This window comes from Cyanothece sp. BG0011, from assembly GCF_003013815.1.
Lineage (GTDB): Bacteria > Cyanobacteriota > Cyanobacteriia > Cyanobacteriales > Microcystaceae > Crocosphaera.
In genome coordinates this window covers 16,382-43,107 of record NZ_PRLH01000054.1, presented here as the reverse complement: position 1 = coordinate 43,107, position 26,726 = coordinate 16,382, and the positions used below count along the sequence as shown (strand labels likewise).

General features: G+C 38.6%; 28 protein-coding genes, 1 tRNA gene and 1 pseudogene. 19 read left to right on the top strand and 11 right to left on the bottom strand.

Annotated elements, in window-relative coordinates; all coding sequences use genetic code 11:
• The 4 genes from C4E06_RS08165 to C4E06_RS08150 all read left to right on the top strand — a co-directional run.
• Positions 1-584: GTP-binding protein (locus tag C4E06_RS08165; RefSeq protein ID WP_198648420.1), on the top strand; the 584-nt coding region annotated here is incomplete at its 5' end.
• A 493-nt stretch (positions 585-1,077) separates the two neighbouring features.
• A complete protein-coding gene (locus C4E06_RS08160; RefSeq protein ID WP_107667622.1) occupies positions 1,078-1,770 on the top strand; it encodes an SRPBCC family protein in 693 nt (230 codons plus the stop codon).
• Between the two features lie 32 nt (positions 1,771-1,802).
• Complete coding sequence (locus tag C4E06_RS08155; RefSeq protein ID WP_107667621.1) at positions 1,803-2,222, top strand: hypothetical protein; 420 nt, start codon at positions 1,803-1,805, stop codon at positions 2,220-2,222.
• Positions 2,223-2,417: 195 nt separating this feature from the next.
• The gene (locus C4E06_RS08150; RefSeq protein ID WP_107667620.1) at positions 2,418-3,584 is read left to right on the top strand and encodes a zinc-dependent alcohol dehydrogenase; all 1,167 of its coding nucleotides are present in this window, start codon (positions 2,418-2,420) and stop codon (positions 3,582-3,584) included.
• 225 nt (positions 3,585-3,809) lie between these two features.
• Here the strand turns inward: C4E06_RS08150 and C4E06_RS08145 are convergent, their stop codons facing one another.
• Together C4E06_RS08145 and C4E06_RS27715 are read right to left on the bottom strand one after the other, a co-directional pair.
• Complete coding sequence (locus C4E06_RS08145) at positions 3,810-4,907, bottom strand: rhodanese-like domain-containing protein (protein ID WP_198648419.1); 1,098 nt, start codon at positions 4,905-4,907, stop codon at positions 3,810-3,812.
• A 2-nt stretch (positions 4,908-4,909) separates the two neighbouring features.
• Positions 4,910-5,200, bottom strand: a complete 291-nt coding sequence (locus C4E06_RS27715) for a hypothetical protein (protein ID WP_198648418.1) — start codon at positions 5,198-5,200, stop codon at positions 4,910-4,912.
• 289 nt (positions 5,201-5,489) lie between these two features.
• On the opposite strand from C4E06_RS27715, the gene C4E06_RS08140 reads away from it, so the two are divergent.
• On the top strand, positions 5,490-6,386 hold the full coding sequence (locus C4E06_RS08140) for an alpha/beta fold hydrolase (RefSeq protein ID WP_107667619.1): 897 nt from the start codon (positions 5,490-5,492) through the stop codon (positions 6,384-6,386).
• Between the two features lies 1 nt (position 6,387).
• On the opposite strand, the gene C4E06_RS08135 is transcribed toward C4E06_RS08140, so the two are convergent.
• Positions 6,388-7,608, bottom strand: a complete 1,221-nt coding sequence (locus tag C4E06_RS08135; RefSeq protein WP_107667618.1) for an FAD/NAD(P)-binding protein — start codon at positions 7,606-7,608, stop codon at positions 6,388-6,390.
• A 95-nt stretch (positions 7,609-7,703) separates the two neighbouring features.
• Between C4E06_RS08135 and hemB the strand changes: the two genes are divergently transcribed.
• The 3 genes from hemB (at position 7,704) to C4E06_RS08120 (ending at position 10,804) form a co-directional block, all read left to right on the top strand.
• Positions 7,704-8,693 carry a porphobilinogen synthase gene (gene hemB, locus C4E06_RS08130; protein ID WP_107667617.1) on the top strand — a complete coding sequence of 330 codons (990 nt, stop codon included), beginning with the start codon at positions 7,704-7,706 and terminating at the stop codon, positions 8,691-8,693.
• A gap of 84 nt (positions 8,694-8,777) precedes the next feature.
• Entirely contained in the window at positions 8,778-9,749 is a 972-nt protein-coding gene (locus C4E06_RS08125) for a GTP-binding protein (protein ID WP_107667616.1), read from the top strand.
• Positions 9,737-10,804, top strand: coding sequence for a WD40 repeat domain-containing protein (locus C4E06_RS08120; RefSeq protein WP_107667615.1), 1,068 nt, complete (start codon positions 9,737-9,739; stop codon positions 10,802-10,804). Before C4E06_RS08125 ends, C4E06_RS08120 begins: the two co-directional genes overlap by 13 nt.
• 41 nt (positions 10,805-10,845) lie before the next feature.
• On the opposite strand, the gene C4E06_RS08115 is transcribed toward C4E06_RS08120, so the two are convergent.
• From C4E06_RS08115 to C4E06_RS08105, 3 genes are all read right to left on the bottom strand, one after another.
• Entirely contained in the window at positions 10,846-11,646 is an 801-nt protein-coding gene (locus C4E06_RS08115; protein WP_107667614.1) for a DUF4198 domain-containing protein, read from the bottom strand.
• An 88-nt stretch (positions 11,647-11,734) separates the two neighbouring features.
• A complete protein-coding gene (locus C4E06_RS08110) occupies positions 11,735-12,610 on the bottom strand; it encodes a metal ABC transporter permease (protein ID WP_107667613.1) in 876 nt (291 codons plus the stop codon).
• 32 nt (positions 12,611-12,642) lie between these two features.
• Positions 12,643-13,392: a metal ABC transporter ATP-binding protein gene (locus C4E06_RS08105; protein WP_107667612.1), complete on the bottom strand. Its 750-nt coding sequence runs from the start codon at positions 13,390-13,392 to the stop codon at positions 12,643-12,645.
• 48 nt (positions 13,393-13,440) lie between these two features.
• Here C4E06_RS08105 and C4E06_RS08100 point away from each other — a divergent pair, with 48 nt between their 5' ends.
• On the top strand, positions 13,441-14,478 hold the full coding sequence (locus C4E06_RS08100) for a metal ABC transporter solute-binding protein, Zn/Mn family (RefSeq protein ID WP_107667611.1): 1,038 nt from the start codon (positions 13,441-13,443) through the stop codon (positions 14,476-14,478).
• 101 nt (positions 14,479-14,579) lie between these two features.
• On the opposite strand, the gene C4E06_RS08095 is transcribed toward C4E06_RS08100, so the two are convergent.
• On the bottom strand, positions 14,580-16,076 hold the full coding sequence (locus C4E06_RS08095) for a site-2 protease family protein (RefSeq protein ID WP_107667610.1): 1,497 nt from the start codon (positions 16,074-16,076) through the stop codon (positions 14,580-14,582).
• A 113-nt stretch (positions 16,077-16,189) separates the two neighbouring features.
• Between C4E06_RS08095 and C4E06_RS08090 the strand changes: the two genes are divergently transcribed.
• A complete protein-coding gene (locus C4E06_RS08090; RefSeq protein WP_107667609.1) occupies positions 16,190-16,849 on the top strand; it encodes an MBL fold metallo-hydrolase in 660 nt (219 codons plus the stop codon).
• On the opposite strand, the pseudogene C4E06_RS08085 reads toward C4E06_RS08090, so the two are convergent.
• A pseudogene (locus C4E06_RS08085) lies at positions 16,821-17,234 on the bottom strand (helix-turn-helix domain-containing protein); the annotation flags it as partial. The gene C4E06_RS08090 and the pseudogene C4E06_RS08085 sit on opposite strands and share 29 nt — an antisense overlap.
• 361 nt (positions 17,235-17,595) lie before the next feature.
• On the opposite strand from C4E06_RS08085, the gene C4E06_RS08080 reads away from it, so the two are divergent.
• From C4E06_RS08080 to C4E06_RS08060, 5 genes are all read left to right on the top strand, one after another.
• Positions 17,596-18,396, top strand: a complete 801-nt coding sequence (locus C4E06_RS08080) for a hypothetical protein (protein ID WP_107667607.1) — start codon at positions 17,596-17,598, stop codon at positions 18,394-18,396.
• Positions 18,397-18,568: 172 nt separating this feature from the next.
• The gene (locus C4E06_RS08075; RefSeq protein ID WP_107667606.1) at positions 18,569-20,359 is read left to right on the top strand and encodes a fatty acyl-AMP ligase; all 1,791 of its coding nucleotides are present in this window, start codon (positions 18,569-18,571) and stop codon (positions 20,357-20,359) included.
• 101 nt (positions 20,360-20,460) lie between these two features.
• Positions 20,461-20,533: transfer RNA gene (locus C4E06_RS08070), tRNA-Ile, on the top strand.
• Between the two features lie 391 nt (positions 20,534-20,924).
• On the top strand, positions 20,925-21,644 hold the full coding sequence (locus tag C4E06_RS08065) for a hypothetical protein (protein ID WP_157951125.1): 720 nt from the start codon (positions 20,925-20,927) through the stop codon (positions 21,642-21,644).
• Between the two features lie 26 nt (positions 21,645-21,670).
• A complete protein-coding gene (locus C4E06_RS08060; RefSeq protein WP_107667604.1) occupies positions 21,671-22,006 on the top strand; it encodes a hypothetical protein in 336 nt (111 codons plus the stop codon).
• Here C4E06_RS08060 and C4E06_RS27710 read toward each other — a convergent pair.
• Positions 21,993-22,145 carry a hypothetical protein gene (locus tag C4E06_RS27710; RefSeq protein ID WP_198648416.1) on the bottom strand — a complete coding sequence of 51 codons (153 nt, stop codon included), beginning with the start codon at positions 22,143-22,145 and terminating at the stop codon, positions 21,993-21,995. The two genes, C4E06_RS08060 and C4E06_RS27710, sit on opposite strands and share 14 nt — an antisense overlap.
• 156 nt (positions 22,146-22,301) lie before the next feature.
• On the opposite strand from C4E06_RS27710, the gene C4E06_RS08055 reads away from it, so the two are divergent.
• The 4 genes from C4E06_RS08055 (at position 22,302) to C4E06_RS08040 (ending at position 24,618) form a co-directional block, all read left to right on the top strand.
• Positions 22,302-22,451: a type II toxin-antitoxin system HicA family toxin gene (locus C4E06_RS08055; RefSeq protein WP_198648415.1), complete on the top strand. Its 150-nt coding sequence runs from the start codon at positions 22,302-22,304 to the stop codon at positions 22,449-22,451.
• The gene (locus C4E06_RS08050; protein ID WP_107667603.1) at positions 22,438-22,899 is read left to right on the top strand and encodes a type II toxin-antitoxin system HicB family antitoxin; all 462 of its coding nucleotides are present in this window, start codon (positions 22,438-22,440) and stop codon (positions 22,897-22,899) included. Before C4E06_RS08055 ends, C4E06_RS08050 begins: the two co-directional genes overlap by 14 nt.
• Positions 22,900-23,085: 186 nt before the next feature.
• Positions 23,086-23,523 (top strand): hypothetical protein, encoded by a 438-nt coding sequence (locus C4E06_RS08045; RefSeq protein WP_107667602.1) that lies wholly within the window; start codon positions 23,086-23,088, stop codon positions 23,521-23,523.
• A 195-nt stretch (positions 23,524-23,718) separates the two neighbouring features.
• Positions 23,719-24,618 (top strand): F0F1 ATP synthase subunit gamma, encoded by a 900-nt coding sequence (locus C4E06_RS08040; protein WP_107667601.1) that lies wholly within the window; start codon positions 23,719-23,721, stop codon positions 24,616-24,618.
• Position 24,619: 1 nt separating this feature from the next.
• On the opposite strand, the gene C4E06_RS08035 is transcribed toward C4E06_RS08040, so the two are convergent.
• Positions 24,620-25,522 (bottom strand): amino acid ABC transporter substrate-binding protein, encoded by a 903-nt coding sequence (locus tag C4E06_RS08035; protein ID WP_107667600.1) that lies wholly within the window; start codon positions 25,520-25,522, stop codon positions 24,620-24,622.
• A gap of 6 nt (positions 25,523-25,528) precedes the next feature.
• A complete protein-coding gene (locus C4E06_RS08030; protein ID WP_107667599.1) occupies positions 25,529-26,560 on the bottom strand; it encodes an AI-2E family transporter in 1,032 nt (343 codons plus the stop codon).
• Positions 26,561-26,726 lie beyond the last annotated feature (166 nt).

Below are 26,726 nucleotides of genomic sequence, written 5' to 3'. Positions count from 1 at the left end.
CTGAACATTTTCAAAGTGAAGCTGCATTACGTCAGATTACTTATGGTGATATTATTCTGCTCAATAAAACCGATTTAGTCTCAGATGAAAAAGTTAAACAATTAGAAACAGATATTAATCAAATTAAGTCAGGGGCGAGAATTATTCATAGTCAATATACACAAGTTCCTCTTCCTTTAATTCTCGATATTGATGTTAATCATGCTGAAAATTTTAGGATAGAAGACACCACTGAACATCATCATCACCATGATCACGAACATGATCATGATCATCACCATCACCATTCTGATCATTTAACCATAGATGGATTTGTTTCTATTGCTTTTGAAAGCGATCGCCCTTTTATTGTAGAGAAATTTCAAACCTTTTTTCTCGATGATTTGACCACTAATGTTTTTCGGGCAAAAGGAATATTATGGTTTCAAGAAAGTCAATTACGCCATATTTTTCAACTTAGCGGAAAACGTTATACGATGAATGCTGATGACTGGAAAACGACACCTCGTAATCAATTAGTATTAATTGGACGTAATTTAGATGGGAAAATGCTGAGAGAAAAACTTAATCAGTGTTTAGCATAAAGGGGTTAAGGTAGGCAATGTTTTTCGTAGATTTTTCTCTAAATGATAGTATGTAGGTTGGGTAGAGGAACGAAACCCAACTCATAGCTTGATTATCGTTATATGGCAGTCCAAAAAAGCTTAGGATATTTGTTAACGTTGAAACTGTTATCTAATCAACCATTGCCACCCCCTCTAACTGCCCCTTTTGTGAGGGGGAGAACCCTTGCCTATTCCAAGCGTGCGTAGCACTATATTTATTACGAGATTCATGTTATATAGTCATTGTCATTTTACCTGACCATTTTCCTTGTATTTGAAAGTTACTCCAAGAAAATGTTAATTTTTTGACTCCTTGACGTTTAATGAAAAGTCCTTAATATTGTTGGGTTTCATACTTCAACCCAACCTACAAAATTGCGATCAAGTTTCTTTCCTTAGAGAGAAGAAGAGCTTCTGTGTGCCTGTTAATGTGACTACATAGCAAAAACCACTCCTAGGAGGAGTCGTCAATATGGAAAAGTCTTTGAGTACCCAGACTTCCACTGAGCAACAGGCTACAGACTTAGAACGGTGGACTTCAATTATTGGCGGTGGTGCGTTGGTTCTCGCTGGTTTGCAACAGCGATCGCTAAAAGGCATTTTAACCGCCGTGGCCGGAGGTGGCTTAGTTTATCAAGGAGTCCAGAAAAAAAGCACCTTGAAGCAGGTAGAAGATGCGATCGGGCTTGATCATGCTATTCGTGTGGAAAAAACGGTAACGATTAACCGCTCTGCCGAAGATTTGTATCATTTTTGGCGTAACTTTGCAAATTTACCCCGTTTTATGACTCATCTACAATCCGTTGTGGTCAAAGATGAACGTCATTCCCATTGGGTCGCTAACGCCCCCCTTAATGAAACGATTGAATGGGATGCCATCGTTATCAACGATGAACCCAATCATCTTATTGCTTGGACATCGGATGAAGGGGCAAACATCGAAAATTCTGGCTTTGTCCGCTTTCAACCAGCAACCGGTGGACGAGGAACCGAGGTCAAAGTGGTGATGGAATATCAGCCTCCTGGGGGTGCGATCTCAGCAGCGATCGCCAAACTGTTTGGAGAAGAACCTGAACAACAAATTGGAGATGAACTTAACCGCTTTAAACAGTTAATGGAAGCGGGAGAAATTGCAACCATTGAGGGACAACCTCAAGGAAATTAAACTTATTGTCTAAAATTTTGGAGCGAATCATTATGTATAAGATTGTTAGTTTACTTTTTCCTCATTTAAACCCTAATCAAACAAAAAGTAACCCCCCGTTTCTTGTTTTTTTGAAAAACAATTTATTTCAACGTTGGTTAAAAGTTGGCATAATCACTGTTGTTTTACTGTGTAGCCTTGCTATTTATCCGATTCAAGTGGCTCACGCAGTTAACTCTAGTCAAAATAAAACTGTTAATCAAACTCGTAATTCTGTCGGTATCGAAAATTTACCCGGTGGCGTTGAATCAGCCGTTTTAAAAGATGGCAAAAATTCACCACAACCGAAAAAAAGTAGTAAAAGTAAGATGAAAACCCTTAGGGACGAATTACCCGGAACTTCATCAAACACGGCACCCATTGACCAGAAAACTGAGAAAAATCCAACTTTAAAACGTTATACCGAGGAATAGCAATACTCAGTAGATCGCAAACATCCTAAGTTGGGATTGCAGGGGAGCTCCGGAGACGAGCGACCCCGCGCCGTCTTACGGCGCAAGGGAACGCGCGAGGAAGGGAGCAGGGGAGATAAAAATAGGACAAATTAAGAAGTTTCTATGCCTCTTGCTTTTTTTTCAGAAAATTAATAAACACTAGGAGAATTTACCATGAAAGCCGTATGCTGGCACGGAAGCCAAGATGTTCGGGTTGATAATGTTCCAGACCCCAAAATTTTGAATCCCCGTGATGCCATTATTAAAGTTACCTCTACTGCCATTTGTGGTTCTGATTTACATCTGTATGATGGCTATATTCCTACCATGCAGTCAGGGGATATCCTCGGCCATGAATTTATGGGGGAAGTGGTCGAAACCGGCCCAGAGGTCAAGAATTTGAAAAAAGGCGATCGGGTGGTGGTTCCTTTTACCATTTCTTGCGGTAACTGTTTCTTCTGTAACCGTGATCTATGGTCGTTGTGCGATAATTCTAATCCCAATGCTTGGATGGCCGAAAAATTCTATGGTCATTCTCCTTCTGGATTATTTGGTTACTCCCACCTCTTAGGGGGTTACGCCGGGGGACAAGCAGAATATGTTAGAGTTCCCTTTGCTGATGTGGGCCCCCTCAAAGTGCCAGAAAGTTTAAGTGATGAACAAGTTCTCTTTTTAACGGATATTTTCCCTACGGGTTATATGGCTGCCGAAAACTGTGATATTCAACCAGGGGAAATTGTCGCGGTTTGGGGATGTGGCCCGGTGGGTCAGTTTGCCATCCGTAGCGCACTGATGTTAGGGGCAGAACGGGTGATTGCCATTGACCGCATTCCCGAACGTTTAGCACTGGCTGAGGCCGGTGGGGCTGAAATTCTCAATTATGAAGAAATGGATGCCGGTGTTGCCCTCAAGGAAATGACCGGGGGACGAGGCCCTGATTGTTGCATTGATGCAGTGGGGATGGAAGCCCACGGTACCGGGGTTATGGCGATGTACGACACAGTTAAACAAGCCATTCGCATGGAAACAGGACGACCTCTGGTGCTAAGACAGGCGATCGCAGCTTGTCGAAAAGGGGGCAAAGTGTCAGTTCCTGGAGTTTATGGGGGATTTATCGATAAAATGCCCATGGGAGCTTTTGTTAACAAAGGATTAACCATGCGTTCGGGCCAAACTCATGTTCATAAATATTTGCTTCCTTTATTAGAACGTATCGAAAAGGGTGACATTGATCCAACCTTTGTCATTACTCATCGTTTGTCCTTAGAAGAAGCACCCGACGCTTATAAAATTTTTCGGGATAAGAAAGATAATTGTATTAAAGTTGTCCTTAAACCTTAACTCACATCTTGCACCTTCCCCACACCCCCCACACCCCCCACACCCCCACACCCCCCACACCCCCCACACCCCCCACACCCCCCACACCCCCCTTTATAAGGGGGGCAGGGGGGTTAGGGGGCAGGAGAACGGGGAACAGGATTGATTTTCTTTGTTTTGTTGTTGAGTTTTTCTGTAAGGCGTGCAAGATATGAGCTTATATTCTACCCATTATGGTTTTAAGTCCTAAGTTTCTTCCTTAACTGTCTCTAAGCCAGCGTTTTTCCAGGCAGCCATTCCCCCTAAGACATTAACCACATTGTTGTATCCTTTGTGTTTAAGCAAACTTGCACTTACGGAGGAACGATAACCACTGCCGCAAACAACCGCCACAGTTTTTTCTCTGGGGACTTCTTGATATCTTTCGGGTAATGCTGCCCCTGTAATATGGGTTGCTCCTTTAATATGTCCGGTTCGCCATTCGGTTTTTTGACGGACATCTAGTACAAATAGCTCCTCACGCTGCCGACTCAAATCTCGCACACTCATTAAAGGCATAAATTCCAGTTCTTTGGCTGCAGTCCGCCAGGCTTTCATACCCCCTGCTAACCAGCCTTTTGGCAAGTCGTAACCAATACGGAGTAACTGCCAACAGATATCCCAAAGGTCAGTTGCTTTCTCTAGCACTAAAATGATCGGCACATCGGGAGGCAAAATGGTACCGGCCCAAGTGGCAAAAGACGAACTATGGTAAACGTTGAGCGCGCCAGGAATGTGACTGGCAAAAGCTTCTGGGGAACGACAATCTAAAACAATCATCCCTTGAGAACGCAAGCGATTAAATTGCTCGACATCTAAGGCCGGAGGATTAACGAGGACTCCCAATAAGGGTGGCCCTTGCTGATTCTGTTTTCGCATCCGTGACCAATAGGGCGGAACGGCAGGAAGTTGCTCTAAATTAATACATTGCTCAACAAACTCGTCTTTAGAGGCAATACTCGCTAACATCTGATTCATCCGTCGTTCGTAACCAATGGTCGTCGATAGACGACTGCCAATACTGCCCCCACAAAGGGAACCAGCCACATGAGTCGGATAAACCTGCACGTAATCCGGTAGATTGAGGATTTTGCCTTGTAGTGTCTGGCACAGTTGACTGGCGTGGCTTTGAATATCCTCAGCAGACCCTAATAAGTCAGGTCGCCCCACATCATCCACTAGCAATGCCCCTCCAGAAAGCAACATGACCGGTTCTTCACCACGAGAGCGATCGCGGACCAATAAACTAATGTGTTCGGGGGTGTGACCGGGGGTATGCAAGACTTCAAAGACCACTTCTCCCATTTCTAAGCGATCGCCATCCCCATCGAACGCACCTTATAACCTAAATTGGCACGCCCACTCCCGATTAACTGCACTTCTCCACGTTCGGGCAACTCACAAATGCCACTCAGATAGTCGTTATGTTGATGGGTATCGGCAGCATATTTAACTTGCATCCCCTGAGAACGAGCTGCTTCAAAGTAAATGTCTACATCTCTTCTTACGTCTAATACCAAGGCTTCACCGGTTTTTTCTGAGCCAATGAAATAGGAGGCATGACCGAGACTTTCTAAATAAAATTGCTGGAAATACATTGTTTTTCCTCAAAAATTGCTATCAACTTTTATTCACTTTTAAATGTTTTGTTGAGTGCTTCTTTGGGAATCTTATCCCACATCAAAATATTGATCCTCTTTCTTTCAACAGATTTATGGTTACTTTCTTAACAAAACCGTCACAAAAGTTCTAAAATAAAAGTCAACACTGCCCACCCTATCTTGATAGAAACTTTGTTATAATTGCCATCATTGGTTATTAGCTCATCAGATCAATAATAACCGATTATTTTCTTTAATATTTGTTACAAACAGTTGACAATAACTAATGTTTATGAATACGATTCAAGCCTCAAAAATCAATACGCAAGGAACTATCAATCAATATACTTGGCATTGGCAAAATGAACAGTTTCAAGTGACTTATGAAACATTAGGTCAAGGAAATCCTATTTTACTCTTACCTGCTTTTAGTACCGTTTCAAGTCGCACAGAAATGGCAGGAATTGCTCAATTATTAGCCCAACAATATCAAGTTTATTTGTTAGACTGGTTAGGATTTGGGGACTCTCAACGGCCAGCTTTAGATTATAATCCTCAACTTTACCATCAATTACTTAAAGATTTTGTTAACGCCACGTTTCAACAACCTGTGATTATTATTGCTGCGGGTCATACGGTTGGTTATGCTTTAGAATTAGCAAAAATTGCTCCTGAAACGGTTAGTAAACTGATTTTAATTGCCCCAACTTGGCGCGGCCCTTTAAGGGTAATGGGAGTCCCCCAAAGTATCAGAAACTCAATAAAAAATTTAGTCAGAACCCCTATTATTGGACAGTTTCTTTATTATCTAAATACAACCCCTGGTTTTCTTAAGTTCATGTATCGCCGTCATGTTTATACTGATAGTACAAAATTAACCGATGAATTTATTAGTAATAAACGCAATATTACCCAACAAAAAGGGGCTAGATTTGCGCCGGTTGCTTTTGTCACAGGAACATTAGACCCCATAGAAACTAGGGAAGATTTTCTCAGTTTAATTGAATCTTTATCTCAACCTATTTTAACCATTATTGCTGAACAATCTCCCCCCTATTCTAAACAAGAAATGGAAGCGATTAACACAATTGATCAAGTTAAAACTGTTTCGTTACCGGGAACCCTAGGAATCTCTGAAGAGTTTTCCGAATTAGTAACAGAAAACATCAAAAATTTTCTATAAATCAAGAAATAGCTAAACTTGGCTTAACTAAAGCTTCAGCAATGCGTTGACTCCCTTTAATGGCCCCTGCTAAATTACGGGCAACGGGACCAAGTTGTAAAGCAGATAAACCTCCCATCATAAATAATTCTAAGGATGGCCAACGTAAATATTGATCTAAAACAGGCAATCCATTAATTAATGGAATGGGATAATTTTTCTGGATATCAGTTAACAAAGGATGCTCATTAACCCTAAATTGTGTTCCTGTGGCTAACCAAATTTGATCACAAGAAAAATGTTTTTCATCTTGACATTTTATTTGCCATTGATTATCTTTCCAATCAGCTTTAATCACTTGACAATTTTCTTCAAGGGTTAAAGGTTTATCCCTTGTCATCCGTCTTAATTTTAACATCATAGCAGGAGTCATTGATCCCCCATCTCTGGCTTGATGAATCAGTTTCCATCGCTTTTCCCAGTCCAATTCTAAATAAAAATCCTTTAAATATTTCGGTCCTAACCAACCTGGATCAGCGTCAAATAATTTTTCTTTTAACTGTCGTCTTGCCATTAAAATAACCTTAGCCCCTTGCTCAATTGCCCCCACTGCTAAATGTCCAGAAGTTAAGCCTCCACCAATAATTAAAATTCGTTTATTTTTTAATTTGACTGTTCTTAAATCTATCTGCTGAGAATGTAATAATCTATCTTGAGGATAGGGTGTTTTAATTTCATTTACCCACTTAGGAAATTGAGGAATTCCGCCTCCTGTCGCTAAAATAACTCGACGAACAATTAATTGATTACCACTTTCTAAAATTAATTGAAATCCATTAGATGAGCGAACTTTGATCGGCAAAATTCCAGTAACTTTATCAGAATAAACTAAATTTTCTAACTGCCAATTTTTAACAAGATCCTCACAAAAATCATTAAATAAATTTGTCCCTGGTAAGTCATAAGGGGCAAATAATTCTTGTGAACGATGTTCGGCAAATTTTCTCAATTGATAGGGGTTAGGATGGGGATGATGTACCGCCGGGGATCTTAAATGGGGTATGTTTTGGGCAGCAAACTGATGTCGCCATTGACTTAACCAACTGCCACTAGGGTCTAAAACCACCATACGACGGCGAAATTTGGCCTTTTTCTGCAAAATATGCGTGACTAACGTTAAAGCTTGCGGTCCAGCCCCGATAATCCCTATATCTATTTGTTTCGGTAACGCTTTTACTGTCATTCTTTTAATATTTCTTTACTTTTATGATAATGATTATCATTTCATTTTGATGCTTTTGTCAATATAATAATGATTATCATTTCTAAAAGCAAACTATGGTTGCACCTCACCCCCTCATCCATCGTCCCCGTCGTTTACGTCGTACTGAAGCCTTACGTCGTTTGGTAAAAGAAACAGAATTAACAGTTAATGACCTGATTTATCCCGTATTTGTGATGGAAGGGGATAATATAAAGCAAGAAATCCCTTCTATGCCCCAATGCTACCGTTATTCTCTTGATTTATTGCTCAAAGAGTTACAAGATGTGGTTAATTTAGGGATTCAGGGAATCGCCTTATTTCCCCTTATTGCTGATGAAAAGAAGGATAATCAAGGAACAGAAAGCTATAATCCTAATGGGCTAGTTCAACGCACGGTTAAAGCCATTAAACAAGCAATTCCTCAATTAATGGTGATTACTGATGTTGCTTTAGATCCCTATTCTCCCTATGGCCATGATGGAATTGTGGAAAATGGGCAAATTCTCAATGATGAAACGGTTGAAGTATTAGTCAAAATGGCTTTATCCCATGCCGAAGCCGGAGCGGATTTAGTAGCACCTTCTGATATGATGGATGGTAGAATCGGGGCAATTCGCAGGGCTTTAGACGCTGAGGGCTGGATCAATGTAGGAATTCTTGCCTATTCTGCAAAATACGCCTCTGCTTATTATGGCCCGTTTCGGGATGCTTTAGCTTCAGCCCCCAAATTTGGCGATAAACAGACTTATCAGATGGATATTGCCAATAGTAGAGAAGCGATTAAAGAAATTGCTTTAGATATTAAAGAAGGGGCAGATTTACTGATGATTAAACCGGCTTTAGCCTATTTAGATATTATTCGTCGGGTACGAGACTATACTCATTTGCCGGTGGTTGCCTATAATGTGAGTGGAGAATATGCCATGATTAAGGCTGCTGGTCAACAAGGTTGGATTGATGAGAAAAAAGTGATCCTCGAAACCTTAACCAGTATGAAACGAGCCGGGGCTGATTTGATTTTGACCTATTTTGCCAAGGAAGTGGCGTTAATGTTACAGCCTTAAACAATTTTTGAGAATGATTATTATTCTTGAATGTTGCGCTAAAATAGTGAAAATGATTATCATTTTAGATAAAGGAGAAAAAAGATGGTAGCTGTAGAAGGGTTAAACACTGTCCCCGTAACGGTTTTAACAGGATACCTAGGGGCAGGCAAAACCACCCTCTTAAATCGTATTCTCACCCATGAACACGGTAAAAAAGTAGCAGTTATTGTTAATGAATTTGGAGAAGTTGGCATTGATCATCAATTAGTTATTAATGCTGATGAAGAAATCTTTGAAATGAACAATGGCTGTATTTGTTGTACTGTTCGAGGGGATTTAATTCGGATTATTAGTAATTTGATGAAACGACGGAATAAATTTGATCATCTTGTCATTGAAACCACCGGTTTGGCTGATCCTGCCCCAGTCATTCAAACCTTTTTTGTGGATGAAGATATGAGGGATAAAATACAATTAGATGCCGTTGTAACTGTGATTGATGCGAAACATATAGAACAGCATTGGGATGCAGATGAAGCGCAAGAACAGATAGCGTTTGCTGATATTATTTTGCTCAATAAAATTGATTTAGTAACCTCAGAAGAACTCAATAAATTAGAGAAAAAACTTCGAGAAATTAATCGAATGGCGAAAATATATCAAACCCAAAATACTGAAATTGCCATGAATTACTTGTTAGGGGTTCAAGCTTTTAATTTAGACTATGCCCTAGAAATTGATCCTAATTTTCTATCAGAAGATGCCCATGAACATGATAATTCTGTCTATTCTGTTGCTTTTGTAGAATCAGGACAATTAGATATGGAAAAAGTCAGTAATTGGATCAGTAATTTATTAAGAACTCAAGGGCAAGATATCTTTAGAATGAAGGGAATTCTTAATATTGCAGGGATGAATGAAAGATTAGTTTTACAAGGGGTTCATATGTTGTTAAACGCTAAACCTGATCGCCTTTGGAAACCTGAAGAAATTCGTAGAAATGAATTAGTGTTTATTGGTCGTAATTTAGATGAGATGCAGTTAAAAGAGGAGTTGAAAGCGTGTTTGGTTTAAAAGCAAATTTACCCACTTTATTTGAATTACAATGGACGGGTCAACTTTCAGATTATGTAACTGATTTAGCCTGGTCAAATGGGGATTATTTAGCAGCTAGTTCTGGGGCAGGAGAAGTATTATTATGGAATCTCAAAACTGAAGAAAATAGCTTGATTTTATCTCCTCAAGAAACATCAATTGATTGCTTAGAATTTTCCCATGACGGTCAATTTTTAGCTGCAGCCGGACAAGAAGGAAAGGTAAGCATCTGGAAAATTACACCTCACATTGAGTTAATTAATCCTTGGGGAAAACAAGGCCAATGGATTGATCATTTAGCGTGGCATCCGACTAAACATCAACTCGCTTTTAGTTTAGGCCGTTATGTACAAATTGTGGATGTTTTAGCTGAAAAAATTATCACCACGTTACCCTTTGAAACCTCTTCTGTGTTAGGGATGAGTTGGCATCCATCGGGCGAAAATTTAGCAGTTGCTGGTAATGGTGGGGTTAAAATTTGGAACGCTAATCAATGGGAAGATGACCCGATTTTAGTAGAAATGGCGGCTGCTTGTACGGCGATCGCTTGGTCAAAGGATGGAGACTATTTGGCTGCTAGTTGTTTAGATAATACGGTCTTAGTTTGGCGTTGGCAAGAGGAAATTCCTTGGCGTATGACAGGGTTCGGGGGAAAAATTCGTCATGTAACTTGGTCTAATATTAAATCAGGAATTGCCCCTTTATTAGCTGTTGCTTGTTTGGAGGAAATCGTTATTTGGAAAAAAGAAGAAAATGATGAAGATGGTTGGTTATCATGGGGTTTAATCGGCCACGAAGATATGATTACCGATTCACGGTTTCAACCGAATAGTTTATTATTGGGATCAGTGGGAGAAGATGGACAATTATTATTATGGCAAAAAGCAAAACAATTAAGCCAACGTTCCCAAGAAACCTCAGAAGGATTTTCTAAGTTAGAATGGCATCCTTCGGGACAAAAATTAGTGATAGGAGGACAAAAAGGAGTATTATTTCTGTTAGCCAAATCCTATCGAGGTCGAGGATTTGGCTAAATAATAAATGTTAGAAATTTAGTATTAAAACCCAATTATAATCATTGCATTTTTTTCTTCTTTCGATTTTTTAAGCCTCGATTAATTCCTAACGCCATTGTTGTTATTAATAATCCTAAAGATTGTGGTTCAGGAACAGATTGTGCGGTAAAGGTTGCAGCATAAGAAATTGTCGGATTTTCAGAGTTAGGATCAGTATAACTTGCTTCAATCACTTGTAATCCTGATGCACCAATCGGAATCAAGGCAATTCCTTCCTCGTTAATACTAATTGTCTGCCCTAAATATTCCACTAAAGGATTATCAATTAACATTCCTTGGAATAATACTTGAATAGGCAGATCATCTCCTTCTTGTAACTGAAATGGATTTTCTAAAGCTATGATTTCTATGGGTAAGCCAAAAGGTTGTGATAAGGGATCATTCCACTGATATATTCCCTTAGCATATTTAACAAATTGAGAAACATTTTCGTAGTTAATTGCTTCTGCTTCTTCTTGAGTAATATTATCAAAAGTGTCATCGGGATTTTGTCGCCAAAAACCATTATCATAAAATGCAGTTAAAGCTGCGACAGAAGTATTTGTATTAATGAATAAACGGTCATTCTCAAACATAGTTGTACTAGGAATGACCATTTTATTTTCATCATAGGCTGTAGCTTCTTTGAACTTATCTAAAATAAGAGGTTCAGGTTGATTAAGTTCAGGATGACCGAAAATAATTTCGTATTGATTATTATTGAGTGACTCAAACCAAATCACATGAGCAAAAACAGGTTGACTGATTAATAATGGTGATAAAGCAATTGTCCAAAATAGTTTTTTTGTAAACGAGTGCATAACTAATACCTAACTAAAACATCACAATAAATCTTATAAAAACTTTGAATCATTTTACAATCCTACAGGGGGGTATTTCTATAACTTTTTAAGTATTTTTTAAGCCTTGTAAAAGTTTTTTAACTTGATAAATAACTTCAGGACGAGTTAAAATTCCCTGGGAAGGACTCACTAATAAAGCTAATAAAAATAAACCCGTTACCACTAACACAATGGCTGCCCCTGATGGTACATTTAAGTAATAACTCAGATAAATTCCCATCATGCCACTTAAACTGCCAATAATAGCCCCGAGAAACATCATTTGATGGAGTTCTTTTACCAATAAATAAGCGGTAATACTTGGACCCACTAATAAAGAAACCACTAACACAACCCCCACCGCTTGCATACTAGCAATAATGGTTAAAGTAATGGCAGAAATTAACCCTAAATGAATCCATTTAACAGGTAATCCCATCGCTTGTGCGCCCAAAGGATTGAAGGTATAAAATAATAATTCTTTATAAAAAAGCTTGACAAAAATTACAATAAAAACAACAATAATTAAAGTTCTAAAAAAATCATTTTGGGTTACACCAAGAATATCACCAAATAAAAAACTATGAAGATCAATTTTACTTTTTAATAGAGTAATCAACATGATTCCTAACGCTAAAAAACCAGAAAAAACTAATGCCATCGCTACATCAACTTTAATTTTTGATTGAGATTGAATCCAAGAAATAACTAAGGTACTTAAGAGTCCCGAAATAAATGCCCCTAAAAAAATATCGATCCCTAAATAAAACGCGATCGCTAATCCTGGCAACACCGCATGGGCAATAACATCTCCTAATAATCCCATCTTTTGGACAATTAAATAACTACCAGTTACAGCACAAAGAATCCCTAATAAAATAATAATCATTAGGGCATTTCTCATAAATTCAAAGGTTAACGGTTCGAGCAATAAATTAATCATAATTTAATTCAGTTTAAATGATAATAATTAGGTTAACGGATTCCAGAGGAAAAATGATGAGAATTACGATTTAAGAAAATAACATTATCTCCATAGGCTTCTTGAATATTTTCAGCCGTAATCACTTCCCTGGGAGAACCATTGGCAATTAAGGTTTTATTTATCAATAAAAATCGATCATATTCCCTTGCTGTTTCCCGTAATTCATGGCCGACTACTAATAAAATTTTTCCCGATGATTTTAACTCATCAAACACTTCAAAAAGCATCGCTTCAGTTTTTTTATCAACCCCAATAAAGGGTTCATCAAATAAGAATAATTCTGCTTCTTGGGCTAATGCTTGGGCTAAAAATACCCGTTGTTGTTGTCCCCCTGATAACTCTCCAATAGGACGATCTTTTAATTCCCACATTCCCACTCGCATCAAGGCTTCTTGAACGATGATTTTAGACTGGCGAGAAATAGACTTAAATAAACCCGTATGACGAATTCTGGCCATCATGACCACATTCTGCACAGTAATGGGATAATCCCAGTCAATCTGGCTTCTTTGGGGAATATAAGCCACTTGTGCCAATTGTTTCGATAAAGCACGAGACCGAAATCTGACCTTTCCTCGATCTAGAGGGACTAATCCTAAGATACCCTTGATTAAAGAGCTTTTTCCGGCTCCATTTGGCCCAATAATCCCGACAATTTCCCCAGGCTCTAAAGAAAAGCTGATATTCTCTACAGCCACCACCCCTCGGTAGTTAACTCCCAGATGCTGGACTTCTAACATAATCTTTGATTAGAATGATTATCATTATCATAGTAGATCAAGAAACTTATGTTAAGTCTTTTCAAATTAAGTCATCCCTTAATTCCTTGCACCCTATTAATGGGGTTAGTTAGCTGTACAACGTCCCAACCAGAGGCTTTAACTCCTGTAGATAATCGTCCCTTAGTTGTGGTTACCACCAGTATCTTGTGCGATCTGACTGAGCAACTGGCACAAGAAACCATTAATCTCCAGTGTTTACTGGGTCCGGGGGTAGATCCTCATGTATATCAACCCACTCCAGAAGATCGACAGGCCATTGATCAAGCTCAATTGATCTTATATGGGGGTTATAATTTTGATGCCAGCTTAATCAAATTAATCGAAGCCAGTAATAATCCTACTCCGAAAATAGCGGTTCATGAACAAGCTGTTTCTCAACCGTTAATGGGAAAAGAACATGATCATGGACATGATCATGGACATGATCATGAACATCAACATGAACATGAAGAAAACCGAGATCAAGTCACAGAAACTGTTCCCGATCCTCATATTTGGCATAATGCCAATAATGGCATAAAAATAGTACAAGTTATTAGCCAACAATTAGAAACTTTACAGCCGAATTATACGCAACAGTATCAAACAAATCAGCGTCAAATCACTCAAGAATTAACCGAAATTCATAATTGGATTAAAGAACAAATTGCTACCATTCCTGTCGGACAACGAAAATTAGTGACAACCCACGACGCATTAGGGTACTATGTCAATGCTTATGATTTAACCTTTGAGGGAGCCTTAGAGGGATTTAGTACAGAAGAGTCTCCCACAGCCTCACGAGTTAGTGAACTGGTCAAAGAGGTGAAAAAAACCCAAGTTCCGACTATTTTTACTGAAAATACCGTCAATCCTCAATTAATTGAAACGGTAGCCAAAGAAGCCAATATCAAGGTTGCTGAGCAACCACTGTACACTGACGGGTTAGGAGAAACAGGAACAAGGGGAGATAGTTATCAAAAAATGTTAATTTCTAATACCAAAACCATTGTGACAGGATTAGGGGGAACTTATCAGTCCTTTGAATCTAAAGTAATTAATTAGTTGAAGGAGGCAGAAGTTAACATTAACGATACAAGAATTAGTCTATCTCCCAAAGAACAAAAGAGAATTCTTGAGCAGGAAAAATGAACTGATTTCCCCTGTTAAATCTGTAATAAATGACTAATAGCACCAGGGACAGGTAATAAAATAAGTATTAATAAGGTCAAAGAAAATAAACCCACAAAATCCCGTACGTCATCTAATTCGGTCACATCATTAAGAGCAGGTTGATCCATAATCGGCATTAAAAATAACAAAATTGCCCAAATTAAAAATTCTGGCCGAATCATGGCTAAGACTAACATAAAAATCCGAGTCACTTGACCGACAATCACCGCCGTTCTTTGTCCAAACATAGCATGAACAATATGACCTCCATCTAATTGTCCTACGGGCATTAAATTAAGTGCGGTGACAATTAATCCGATATAACCAGCCACGGCTAAAGGATGAAGATGAAGTGCTTTTCCTGCCATAAAACTACTGCCTAAAACCAATTTGACTAAAATAGCAAACAGGAAAGAAAATCGAGGATCGAGAGCTTCAATATTTAGTAAAGAAGCATTTTCATCCGTCGGCATCGGCACGATTTCCGATAAAGAAATTCCCCATAATAAAAGAGGAAGGGTCATAATAAAACCCCCCAAAGGACCAGCCACCCCCACATCAAATAAAGCTTTACGATTGGGGGTCGGGGATTTCATTTGAATAAATGCCCCAAAGGTTCCCAGAAAGAAGGGAATGGGAATAAAATAGGGTAACGTCGTGGCAATTTTATAGCGAACAGCCGTTAAATAATGACTGAATTCATGAACCCCTAAAATAGTAATTAACCCTAAACTATAGGGTAATCCTTGTAATAAGACACTGGGATCATTGCTGATAGTTTCTTGAGCCACCCCGACAATGGAAATCGTTCCCACAAGGGTGGTGGTTAATAGGGTTAGTAATAGTAATCCTAGGGCAAATAAAGGACGTTTTAACTTTTCTTTGCTTTGATTGTCTTGGGTGTCCTTTTTTGACCAAGGGTTAGGAACTAAAGCAAAAAAGGGCTTTCCTTGTAATCCTTCTTGAAAGAGGATTAAAAAGCGATCGCCAAACACTTGTTCAATATTTGTTTTGATAGAAGTATAGGCTTTTTCAGGGGCGGTGCGCAGTTTGCCTCGACAGAGAATAGCTTGAGGACGATAATCTAGATTTTGTAGGTAATAGACCCCCCAAGGAAAACAATCCCGTAAAGATTTTTCTTCGGTGGCGGTGATAGGACGAACTGTCTCCGTTTCTTCGGTGGGTTTGTCTAAGTTTTGAAGGGGTGGGGGTGAGTCTTGAATCGGTTCTTTAGGTTGCTCAGAGGAGGGAATTTTACCGAGTCCAATTAACCAGACATAGAGAGTAAAACAAATAACTAAAGGGACGATAATCCAAAGCAGAGGAATTTGTTGATCTTCTCCATTGAGTTCATACCACACCGTCCAAACAACCGCCGGCATCATCATCACTAACCAAATAATCCAGATGGGAGTGCGAGTAATGGGAGCAACGGTTTTCTTGACGAGATAGTATGTAATTGCGCCTAAAATAATTAATAGTAACCACATATTGACAGTTGAGCTTGTATGAAGGATTGTTCTTTCTAGAGATAATTAAACTAATTGAGGAATAATACAGGGATAGCACTTATATTTCTATTGTAGAGAAGTTGTCAACATAAATGAATTTAAACACTATTAAAACTCCCAAACCCCCCCGTTTATTGTTAGACGGTTTATTGGCTTTTGCCCCCAATCGAGAGATTTTAGGGGGAACTTCCTATTTCATTGTAGAAAACTCTGGTAACATCTTGATCGATTGTCCTGCTTATCATGAGGATCATCTTCAGTTTCTACAGCAACAGGGAGGGGTACAATGGCTATTTTTAACCCATCGTGGAGGCATTAGCCCTTCTCTGAAATCCTGGCAGCAAGCTTTAGGGTGTCAGATTATCATTCAAGAACAAGAAGCTTATTTGTTGCCCACCCTACCCGTCACCTCTTTTGAAAGGGAAATCATCATTACCGAGAGGATAACGGGGATTTGGACCCCTGGCCATTCCACCGGATCATCTTGTCTGTATTGGCAACAACATGGAGGGGTTTTGTTCACCGGACGGCATTTACTACCTGAGAAAAATGGTAATCCCGTTCCCTTAAAATTAGAGAAAACCTTTCATTGGGGTCGTCAACTGCAAAGTGTGGCGCAATTATGCGATCGCTTTTCTTTTGATACCCTTCATTATATTTGTCCTGGGGCTAATACAGGCTTTTTACGGGGTAAAGGGTTAATTGATCACGCCTATGAACGACTGCTTCATAAGTTGAAACAAATCCAATAAAGGGTAACTTGATTCTCGTTGACCCTAACCCTATCCATTTCCCACAATTATCCAGAGTAAAACTATCGTGAATTCCTTTCTTTTTGAACTTAGGATAACCAGTTCCTTTTACTTTAAAGAAACCTTTAAAAGCGTTATCTAAATCCACAAACGCATATTGATAAACTCTTGATGATAATTGTGATTGCCACGGATATAATGGTTTGACATAATTGGTGTAGAACTTTTTAAGTTTATTGGCTGTGGGTTTTAATCCCTCTTGATAGGTCACACTCCAAGCTTTTAGTCCCCAATTAAAAAGCCAACGGCTATAACCTGCGTGTTTAGCCATGATGGTTTTTTGTCGATTATTGAGTTTTAGCTTAGTTCTAAAACCTAGTAGCATTTTTTGAAAAGTTCCAGACGGTTCGATTATAACAGACTCAAGGTGGAAAAGATTTATCGAGAGAATAGGGTCTAAAACCTGGCTTTTTAAAGCGAAACGTTTTTGAGGCGAGGCTTAAATCCTTGTCTCAAAAACAACTTCTGTTCGATAGAGCCGGAGCGAAGCGAGGAACTTCTGACTTCTGACTTCTGACTTCGTTAAGGTGATTATTTTACCTAATTGTTACTCGTTATACCCTAAATCAGGTACTAGAGGAAGGCTCTCCCCGGTCAGCTAAAAAAATTTTCCTCGCCAAAAGCATCATTTACCCACACTTTTGGGAATTCTTAAGATATACAAGACAATATCCCCAATCATCCCTATGTCTTCTTCAGGGTTTTCTCATCGACCACTACTTGCACAAACCACAGAAATTCCGTCTAATCCTTCTGTGACTCCTTCGGCTGGTTCTTATGGTTCCAGTGGACACCTGTGGATGATTAGCACCATTGCCCTTTGGGCCATGTTAGCGGTTTTATTGGTTTATAGTCAATGGCAACTCCGACAAAAAACAAAAGCGTTAAACTTTGAAAAGTTTAAAAGTAAAGACCTCAAAAAAAAGTTAAAACTCGCCCTAGTGACTATTAGAAAAATGGAGGGGAACCCCGATCTCGTCTATGCTAGGGAGTTTAATTTAGATTATTTACGAATGCGGATGGATGAAGAAGTCTTTCACTATGTCATCATCAATCAAATAAAAATGAAAGTCACTCAATTAATTGGTGCAGCCTTGCGGCCCAGTACCGATAAAGTCCAGGCCGGAGTCATTGCAGGGGGACGAAATATTGATGAAAGTTTTGATGTCACCTACGAAGTGGAAACTCAAGAAGGACAATGGAATAAAGGGGTTTTGTTTCGCATTTCCATTAAATTGATGAAATTACCCGTTCAGTCGAGTGCTTCAACCGTTAGTCAAATTATAGAATGTATTGAAAACTTTTTATCCCCCATCACCACCAACGAAAATTGGCAACCGGCCATTCAAGGACAAGTGGTGTTAATTAGTTGGGATCAAAAAGCTAAACCCACTCCTTTATTAGTGATAGAACAATCAGAAGAAGGACTCAATCTTACCCAGACCCATCATTCAACATCTCGTCGTAGTTCGTCTTCCCTGTCGTAAGTATAAGTAACTGATAACTGGTAATTGGGACTTGCCAATGTGAAGATTTCCTTTAGAATTGATACAGTTTCTTGGTAAATTGAACCTTCTTTTACCCTCGGACGTTTGCTCGTCTTTTTGGGGTAAAAAGTCGATATTAATAATTAATTCTGACTCCTTCTTCAAAAATACTATGACTCAAAGCTTAGAAAAATCTTTAACCACTCCCACCACCTTAATCGAATTATTGCGTTTGAGGGCTGATCAAACTCCCAACGGCCACGCTTACACCTTTTTAATCGACGGAAAAAAAGAAACCCCACCCTTAACCTATGGAGAATTAGATCGACAGGCTAAAGCGATCGCCACCTTACTACAAAAATATCAGGCCAGAGGAGAACGAGCATTACTCTTATATCCCCAAGGGTTAGAAGTCATTGCAGCCTTTTGTGGCTGTTTATATGCTGGTGTCATTGCTATTCCTGTCCCCCCACCGGAGTCAGGAAGACTTAAACGGACTTTACCCCGTCTGCGGTCTATTGTTCAAGATGCAAACGCTACCTTTGCCCTCACGACAGACGCGATTTTATCCCTGGTAGAAGACGTTAAAGAGGAATTCCCCGAATTTGAACAAATGAAGTGGATCGACACGGCCACGGTGGATTTATCCCTGGCTGAGGGGTGGGAAGATCCCCAAGTGGATAAAGATGAATTAGCTTACTTACAATATACCTCTGGCTCGACTTCAACGCCTAAAGGGGTGATGTTATCTCACTTCAATTTAATGCACCATGCCAGTTATTTACAACGGGCCTGTGGCTACGATGAAAACAGTATTACCCATACGTGGATGCCCTATTTTCATGACTATGGGTTAGTCGAGGGAATAACCGTTCCTCTGTACAACGGAACCCCTTGTTATTTAATGTCTCCGTTTTCTTTTATCAAACGTCCTATTCAATGGTTAAAGAACATTACCAAGTATAAAGTCACCCATTCCCAAGGTCCTAACTTTGCCTATGATCTCTGTTTACGTCGCTTAAGAAGCAAAGATATGGCACAACTCGATCTCAGTAGTTGGCAAGCAGCCGGAAACGCAGCCGAACCCATTAACCCCAGGGTGATGATGAATTTTGTTGAAACCTTTTCCCCTTGTGGGTTTCGCTGGGAAAGCTTCGCCCCTGCCTATGGGTTAGCCGAATATACGTTACTGGTATCGAGTAAACCCAAAGGAACCCATCCCGTCTTTGCCTGTTTAGATGCGTCGGCCTTAGAACAGGATAAAATTGTAGAGGCTGATCCCCAACAGGAAAAAGGAACTCGTATCATGGCCAGTTGTGGGCAGTTGGTGTGTGAGACGAAAGTTGCGATCGTTAACCCCGATACCTTAACCCGTTGCGCTGAGGATGAAGTGGGAGAAATCTGGGTAGCTGATCCTAGTGTAGCCCAGGGTTATTGGCAACGAAAAGAGGCAACCGAAGAAACGTTTCAAGCTTATATTAAAGATACTCAAGAAGGTCCGTTTTTAAGAACAGGGGATTTAGGGTTTTTAAAAGACGGAGAACTCTATATTACAGGACGGATGAAAGACTTAATTATCATCCGAGGAACCAATCATTATCCCCAGGATATTGAGTGGAGTGTCCAACATCTTAACCCTGTTTTTCGCTCTGACTATGGGGCTGCTTTTTCTGTTGAAGTCGACGGAGAAGAACAATTAGTGATTGTGCAGGAGTTGGAAAGACGAAGCGGAGAGTTAGACTTTGAGCAATTACTCGGAGATATTCGTCAAGAAATTGCCGAAGAACACGAAATCCAAACCTATGCCATTGTTTTAGCTAAATCTGGAACTGTATTAAAAACCGCCAGTGGAAAAATTCAGCGTCGCGCTTGTCGTCAAAACTTCTTGAATGGAACCATTAATATTGCTGCGGTTTGGAGTGAGAATACTGAAGTTATGAACCAGTTTACGACTGTTTCATAAGCTTCATTAGCCCCCCTTTGTAAGGGGGGTTTGGGGGGATCTAGAACCTAAGTCCCAAAAACGTTATAATTGATAAGGGCTAAAATTATTTAGCCTTATTTCCAGGGTTGGCCGAGCGGTTTAGGCAACGAACTCATAATTCGTGCTAGGCAGGTTCAACTCCTGCACCCTGGATTTTTTAATTGCATTAATAAACGATAACAAAGATGTTATGAGTTGGGTTTCGTGCCTCTACCCAACCTACATACACTTATTACCAGTTACCCGAAGCAACAGATCAAGCTATTGAATAGATGGCAAGAAAATGATCTCGAAGAGATCCGCAAAGCAGTGCGCTGATTTAAAATAAGTTCAAGCTTTTAATCTTATAGCGTTGAACGAAATAAAAAAAGTTTTATTTCGCTTTTAAAGCTTGCTTCTTTTATTTTTTTTGTGCTAACTTAAAAGAGGGCAAAAATGCTGTCTTCGCCAAAAGATCATATTGCCCTCCAAAAAATTGTATTTTTTTCAGGACATACTTAATATGTCAAGTTTGCCCTATTCCAGTATAGAACATCAACCTCTGATGTTTCAAGAAACCCGTCCAACCAAAATGTCTAATCATCGGATTCCCTGGCAATTGCAACTAGATGAGCATCATTGGAAGATGATCGAAAAAGTTGTTAATCAAGAACCTGTCCCACTGACAGCTAAGGAATTAGCAGAAGTTTCGGGACTGTCTCGTTCAGCTACCTTGAAACGGGCTCATGAGTTGGCTCAGATGGGAATTTTCGATAAAAGCAATAAACCTGGTACTGAAAATAGACTTTATCCCCCTTATATTTTTTCTCTTGCAGAAAAATACAAATCAGAAATCATTGCTGATTTAAACAAGGGACAACATAGTTTAAGCTCTCATGATCGTGATCTAGTTTCTCAAGAGATAAAAGAGAAAGAGTTATCCAATCTTGAGGAAGATCGCCATCTAACAGAAAAAGAAAGGCCTTTGAATGAACCAAGCTCAGAAGCTAGTTTTGATCAAGCTTCAAAATCAATCTCTGACGATGAATATATACAAACATCATCCCTACAAGAACAAGATTTAAAGAATCTAAATAGTTCAGAAAAGCATATCGGGTTAATTCTTCAAAAGATGGCTCAAGAGATAGCCAGTCTGCGAAATCGTGTAACGCAACTAGAGAAACAACTTGAAGATACAAAACCATCTCAAATCAGTGATACAGTCGATTTTGACGAAGTTTTAAGCATTTTGGAATCTAAACCGCCTATCGATAGTACAAGCTAGTCGTCTATTCTTTTCCTTGCTTTGATTTGAAACGAAAAGGTTTAAAAGCAGCCTTAAACTTAGTTAATCTTTATAAGAAGGTAAAGAAAGTGGTTTTAAAAGTCAAAACCCCTAGTCAGGAATTTGACGCAGCCGAAAATGACGGGTATGTGTACGGTGAAATTAGACGAGCCAAGGTTTTTCCTGTCTATGTGGAGTTAGGACAAGAAATTGACTATATTCCATCAAGTCGAGACGATCCAAACACAAAATACAGAATTTTCAAAAAATGTAAAATTTATTTAAGCGAAACAGAGGAACAGCTTGATAGAGGAGAGTACATTTCCAAGACTGCTAATGTAACCGTTATTATTTACTGTTGATTGCTTCTTTAGCTTTGTGTCTTTTTTTCATTTGTTTTTTTTGTATTTTTATTTGCTCTCTGTTTTGCTCTAAAAAAGTTTCAAGTTCTTCCAAAGGAACTTGAACAGTTTGTCCGTTTTTAAGTTCTACTGTAAACATAAGAGATACTTGAGCTTGGCTTGACTTGGCTCAATATTAACATTGATACCCTAATTTTGACCATGAAAATAATTAGTACGATCTCGAAGAGATCCGCTTTAATGAGTTTATTAAAAAAATTAAGAAGTTAGCAAAAAACGGGGCATTGAGGCTTATGTGGATAAAAAGCGGGGAAAAGGGAGCCATGTTACTCTATACTTCGGTGAAAAATTAACAATTGTTAGAAATCCGTCACAGGAACTCAAAACAGGCACAGTCAAAGCGATGTTAAAACAGTTAGGTTTAGAAGAAGATGACATTATCTAAAGGTGTGACAATGAGTCGGTTTTGCTACGGGGTTAAATTAACGCCTGAAAGTGATGGTGGATGGATAGTTACTGTTAGAGATATACCAGAGGCAATTACTCAAGGTGATAATGTAGAATCAGCTTTAATCGAAGCTAGTGATTGTCTAGAAGAAGCGATCGCAGCCCGTATTGACGATCAACGGGACATTCCCATTCCATCACCTTTAACGGAGGATGAATACAAGGTTTATCTTCCCATTCAAACTGCCCTCAAAGCTTCTGTTTATCTCGCTATGAAAGAATCTAGCCTTTCTAAAGTACAATTAGCTTCTTTACTCAATGTTGATGAAAAAGAAGTTCGTAGAATTCTCGATCCTCATCATCGCACCAAACTTCCTACCATAGAACGTACTTTACAAGCGTTAGGTCAACAAATTTCTCTTACTATCACTTCGACTCGTCCCTAATTTTTCAGAGGTTATGAGTTGGGTTTCGTCCCTCTACCCAACCTACTTATCCTTAATTTTTCGCTTTGGTATTAATTAGTAATTTAGTATAGACACCTTAAAAATATAACACCTTAGTTAGATTTAATTATTGTTGTGTTGCGATACAATGTTTCTTAAATAAAATAGCAATTTGAAATATTTAGTATGGTTAAACCGCAAGAAAATAAAACGTTTGAAGCAGATGGTATTCGTCCCATCGAAAGTGGAGAAGTAGAAATAGTAGAGACGTTTGAGGAGGATGGGGTTCGTCCAATCGTTAAAGGTTTTGATTATGTAACACGCAATCAAACCACTGAAAAGAATGATTCTGATAATCATGAATCTAAACTTTCTTTGACAAGCAATACAGATTCAGAAGTAAACGAAGTTCTAAATATAGACAATAATGGTCTGGCATATTCTGATAATGTAGAAGCAGACAAAGCGTTACCAATAGATGGGGAACGTCCCATAAATAATAGTGACACAAACGTTGTTGATACGTTTGAAGCAGACGGAACTCGTCCTATTATGGCTAATAAATATGAGGTCGTGGATACCTTAGATATTGACGGTGAACGCCCAATTGCTTCACAACAATAGTTTAATCAAATTAATCACAAATCAAACAAAAAAACTTGTGTTAAATTAATAGCGCGAGTTAAATTAGCGATCGCTGATTTGGTCAGTTGGGTTTCATTGCTGCACATATGGTTAACTATGAGTTAAGTTTCGTCCCTTGAACCAACCTACAGACTAAAATGTTTAAACTTTAGGAAATAGGTATCAGTTAACATCATGTCTCAAACCCCTGAATCTCTCAAAGCAACCCTTGATAGTGTTCAAGATTTATATTCGGTAGTGAAAACCATGAAGGCCCTTGCGGCTGTTAGTATTCGACAATATGAACAAGCAGTGGAATCTTTAGCCGAATATAATCATACTGTAGAGATGGGGTTTCAAATTTTGGCAAAAGATCGTTATTTTGCAGGAAAATCCCTTGTTTTAACCATAAAAGAAAAAAACAATCTTCCTGACCCCAACATTGGAGCCATTATTTTAGGATCTGATCAAGGCTTATGTGGTCAGTTTAATGAAAATATGGCTAAATACGCTAAAGATAAGCTCCAATCCTTATCTAAGCCAGAAAATCTTTTTGTGGCAACCGTTGGATCTCGTTTACTGCCTTATTTTAAAACCAGTTCTTATCAACTGGCCAATCAATTTATGTTACCCACTTCTGTAGAAGGCATCGGGGAAACGGTACAAGATATATTATTAATGCTGGATAATTGGCAAGAAAAACATAAAATAAGTAAAATTTTACTCTTTTATAATCAACCCACTTCGGGATCTTCCTATCGTTCCTCTTCTCAACAATTATTACCCCTTGATCGAGATTGGTTACGCTCCTTAGAACAAAAAGACTGGCCCACTGATACCCTTCCCACCTTTACCATGAACTGGCAAGACCTTTTTAAAGAACTTATTAGCCAATATCTCTTTGTGTCTCTCTATCGTGCGGTGGCTGCTTCCTTGGCCAGTGAAAACGCCAGTCGTCTGGCTGCGATGCAGTCGGCCCAGAAAAATATAGAAGAACATCTTGACGAACTCAATGGTCAATATCGTCGTCAACGTCAAAGTGCCATTACCTCAGAATTATTAGATGTGGTGGCGGGTTTTGAAGCTTTAACTTAAATTATTCTTCTCTGATTTCTTCGGACTCTTCTACTTCCTCTAATATCCTATTTCCCTGACAAAATAATCGAATCGACTCAAGTTGTGGGGCGATTTCTCCAAACCAATCTTGATAAATATTGGTTACCGATGGTGTGTTAATGACTGAATTAATAAAATTGAACCATTCGGGATTATTATCCGGTAAAATCAGTCCATATTCTTCGCAATCGATGGGATTGGTTGGCACTAAAGTATAATCAAGACCTAGTCTTAAATCTTGTATCAAGGCTTCTCCCACCAAAAGAATACCATCACTGGCAAAAGCATCTATTTTATCTGCTCTTAATGCTTGTATTCCTCTAGCTCTTCCTGTGGCTCCTTGAAACGGAACTAAGTTAGCTAAAGGATATTTTTCGGCCATGATTTGTTCATTGGTGGTGTTTCTTAATACCCCAATATCAACATTTCGTAAATTTCGGTTCGGATTAATTCTTTTAGCTTTTTCTGTGCTAACTAATAATTGAGTTCCTGTTAAAAAAAAGGGTTGAGAAAATTGTATTCGATATTCAGGCAGTTCTCGAATGGTATTAGGTCCACATTCGAGATCCACAATGCGATCGCTCACTAATTCAAAGCGATTATAAAGGGTTGATTTATATAATTTAATAGCGATCACTTTTTTATTCAGTTTTTCTTTTAATTTTTCTCTTAAAATAGCAATAAAATCTAAACATAATCCCTCTAAATTTCCGTTAATATCTCGATAACCAAAAGGGACGGCATCTTCTCTAATGCCAACTTCTAATAAACCGGTTTCGTCAATTTTTTCTAACACTGTTTGTTCTTGAGCGGAGGTAGGTAACGCACAGGATAAGAGTAGCAATAAATTAATCAATGATAAATTTAAAAACAATTTTTTCATGATTTTTTAGTTAGCAGAATTCCAAGGATCTAAAATATCTTTAAATAAAACTTCTTCAATCCAGGTTTTAGCCACAACAGCTAAAGGAAGAGCTAATAATAACCCCAACAAACCAAAGGTTTGAGCGAAAAAGATTTGAGCCATTAAGGTGACTGCCGGAAGCAAAGATACTTGTTTAGCCATAACGGTAGGGGTTAACCAATAACTTTCAATATTTTGAATAATAAAATACCAAATCAGAATCGCCCAAATTTTCCAAGGATTATCTAATAGAGCAACCATTAAAGGGAAAATCACACTGGTGGCAGGACCCACATTCGGGATAAAATTAAGTAACCCGGCTAATAAGGCATGAACTAACACTAAGTTAACTTGTAATAACCATAACCCAACACCACTTAATATGCCAATAAACAAACAATTAATGGTCACCCCTGTTAACCAATTTCCTAATGCTATTTCTGAAAGAGTTAAAATTTCTTCCCCTCGTTTACGATAAAAAGAAGGAAATAGTTTTAAAAATAAACGACGATAGTTTTGAGGTTGTATAATCATTGTAATTGTCAAGAAAAAAACAAAAATTAATTGTAAAATAATGACCAAAGAATTAGAAAAGACAGTGAAAAAATTGGTAAAAATATCCGTTAATAAAGGTTGTAAACGAGTCAATAAATCCCTTAAAGAAGGGGGTTGGGGTAACCAATCAAAACGACTTTGGGTTTCTGATAACACAATTAAATTCGTTCGCAACCTCTCCCAAACTGTAGGGAAGAGTGCGAGTAACTTTTGAAATTGGTCTACAAAAGGAGGAACCACTAACCAACCAAATAAAAGACCTAAAATGACAATGGCAATGACAACAATAATAATGCCCAAGTTACGTCTAATTTTAAATTGTTCAAGCCACTTAACCAAGCGATTTAACGCCGTAGCAAAAACAACTGCAGTAAATACCAATAATAATACCTGTCTAATTTGCCAAAGAATATAACCAGATATAATTAAACTAGATAAGCCAAGCCACTGACCAAGATTCATGGAATTTTAAGGACTGTTCTTTAAGTACGGGGATAATAATAAACGTTACACTTATTCATCAAGCTTGAAACTGGATTGATTATATCTTGATTTGATTTAATTGTGCATCTCATCAATACACCATAGAAAGCTTTGTCAGTTAAACAATATAGCACTACAAAAAATT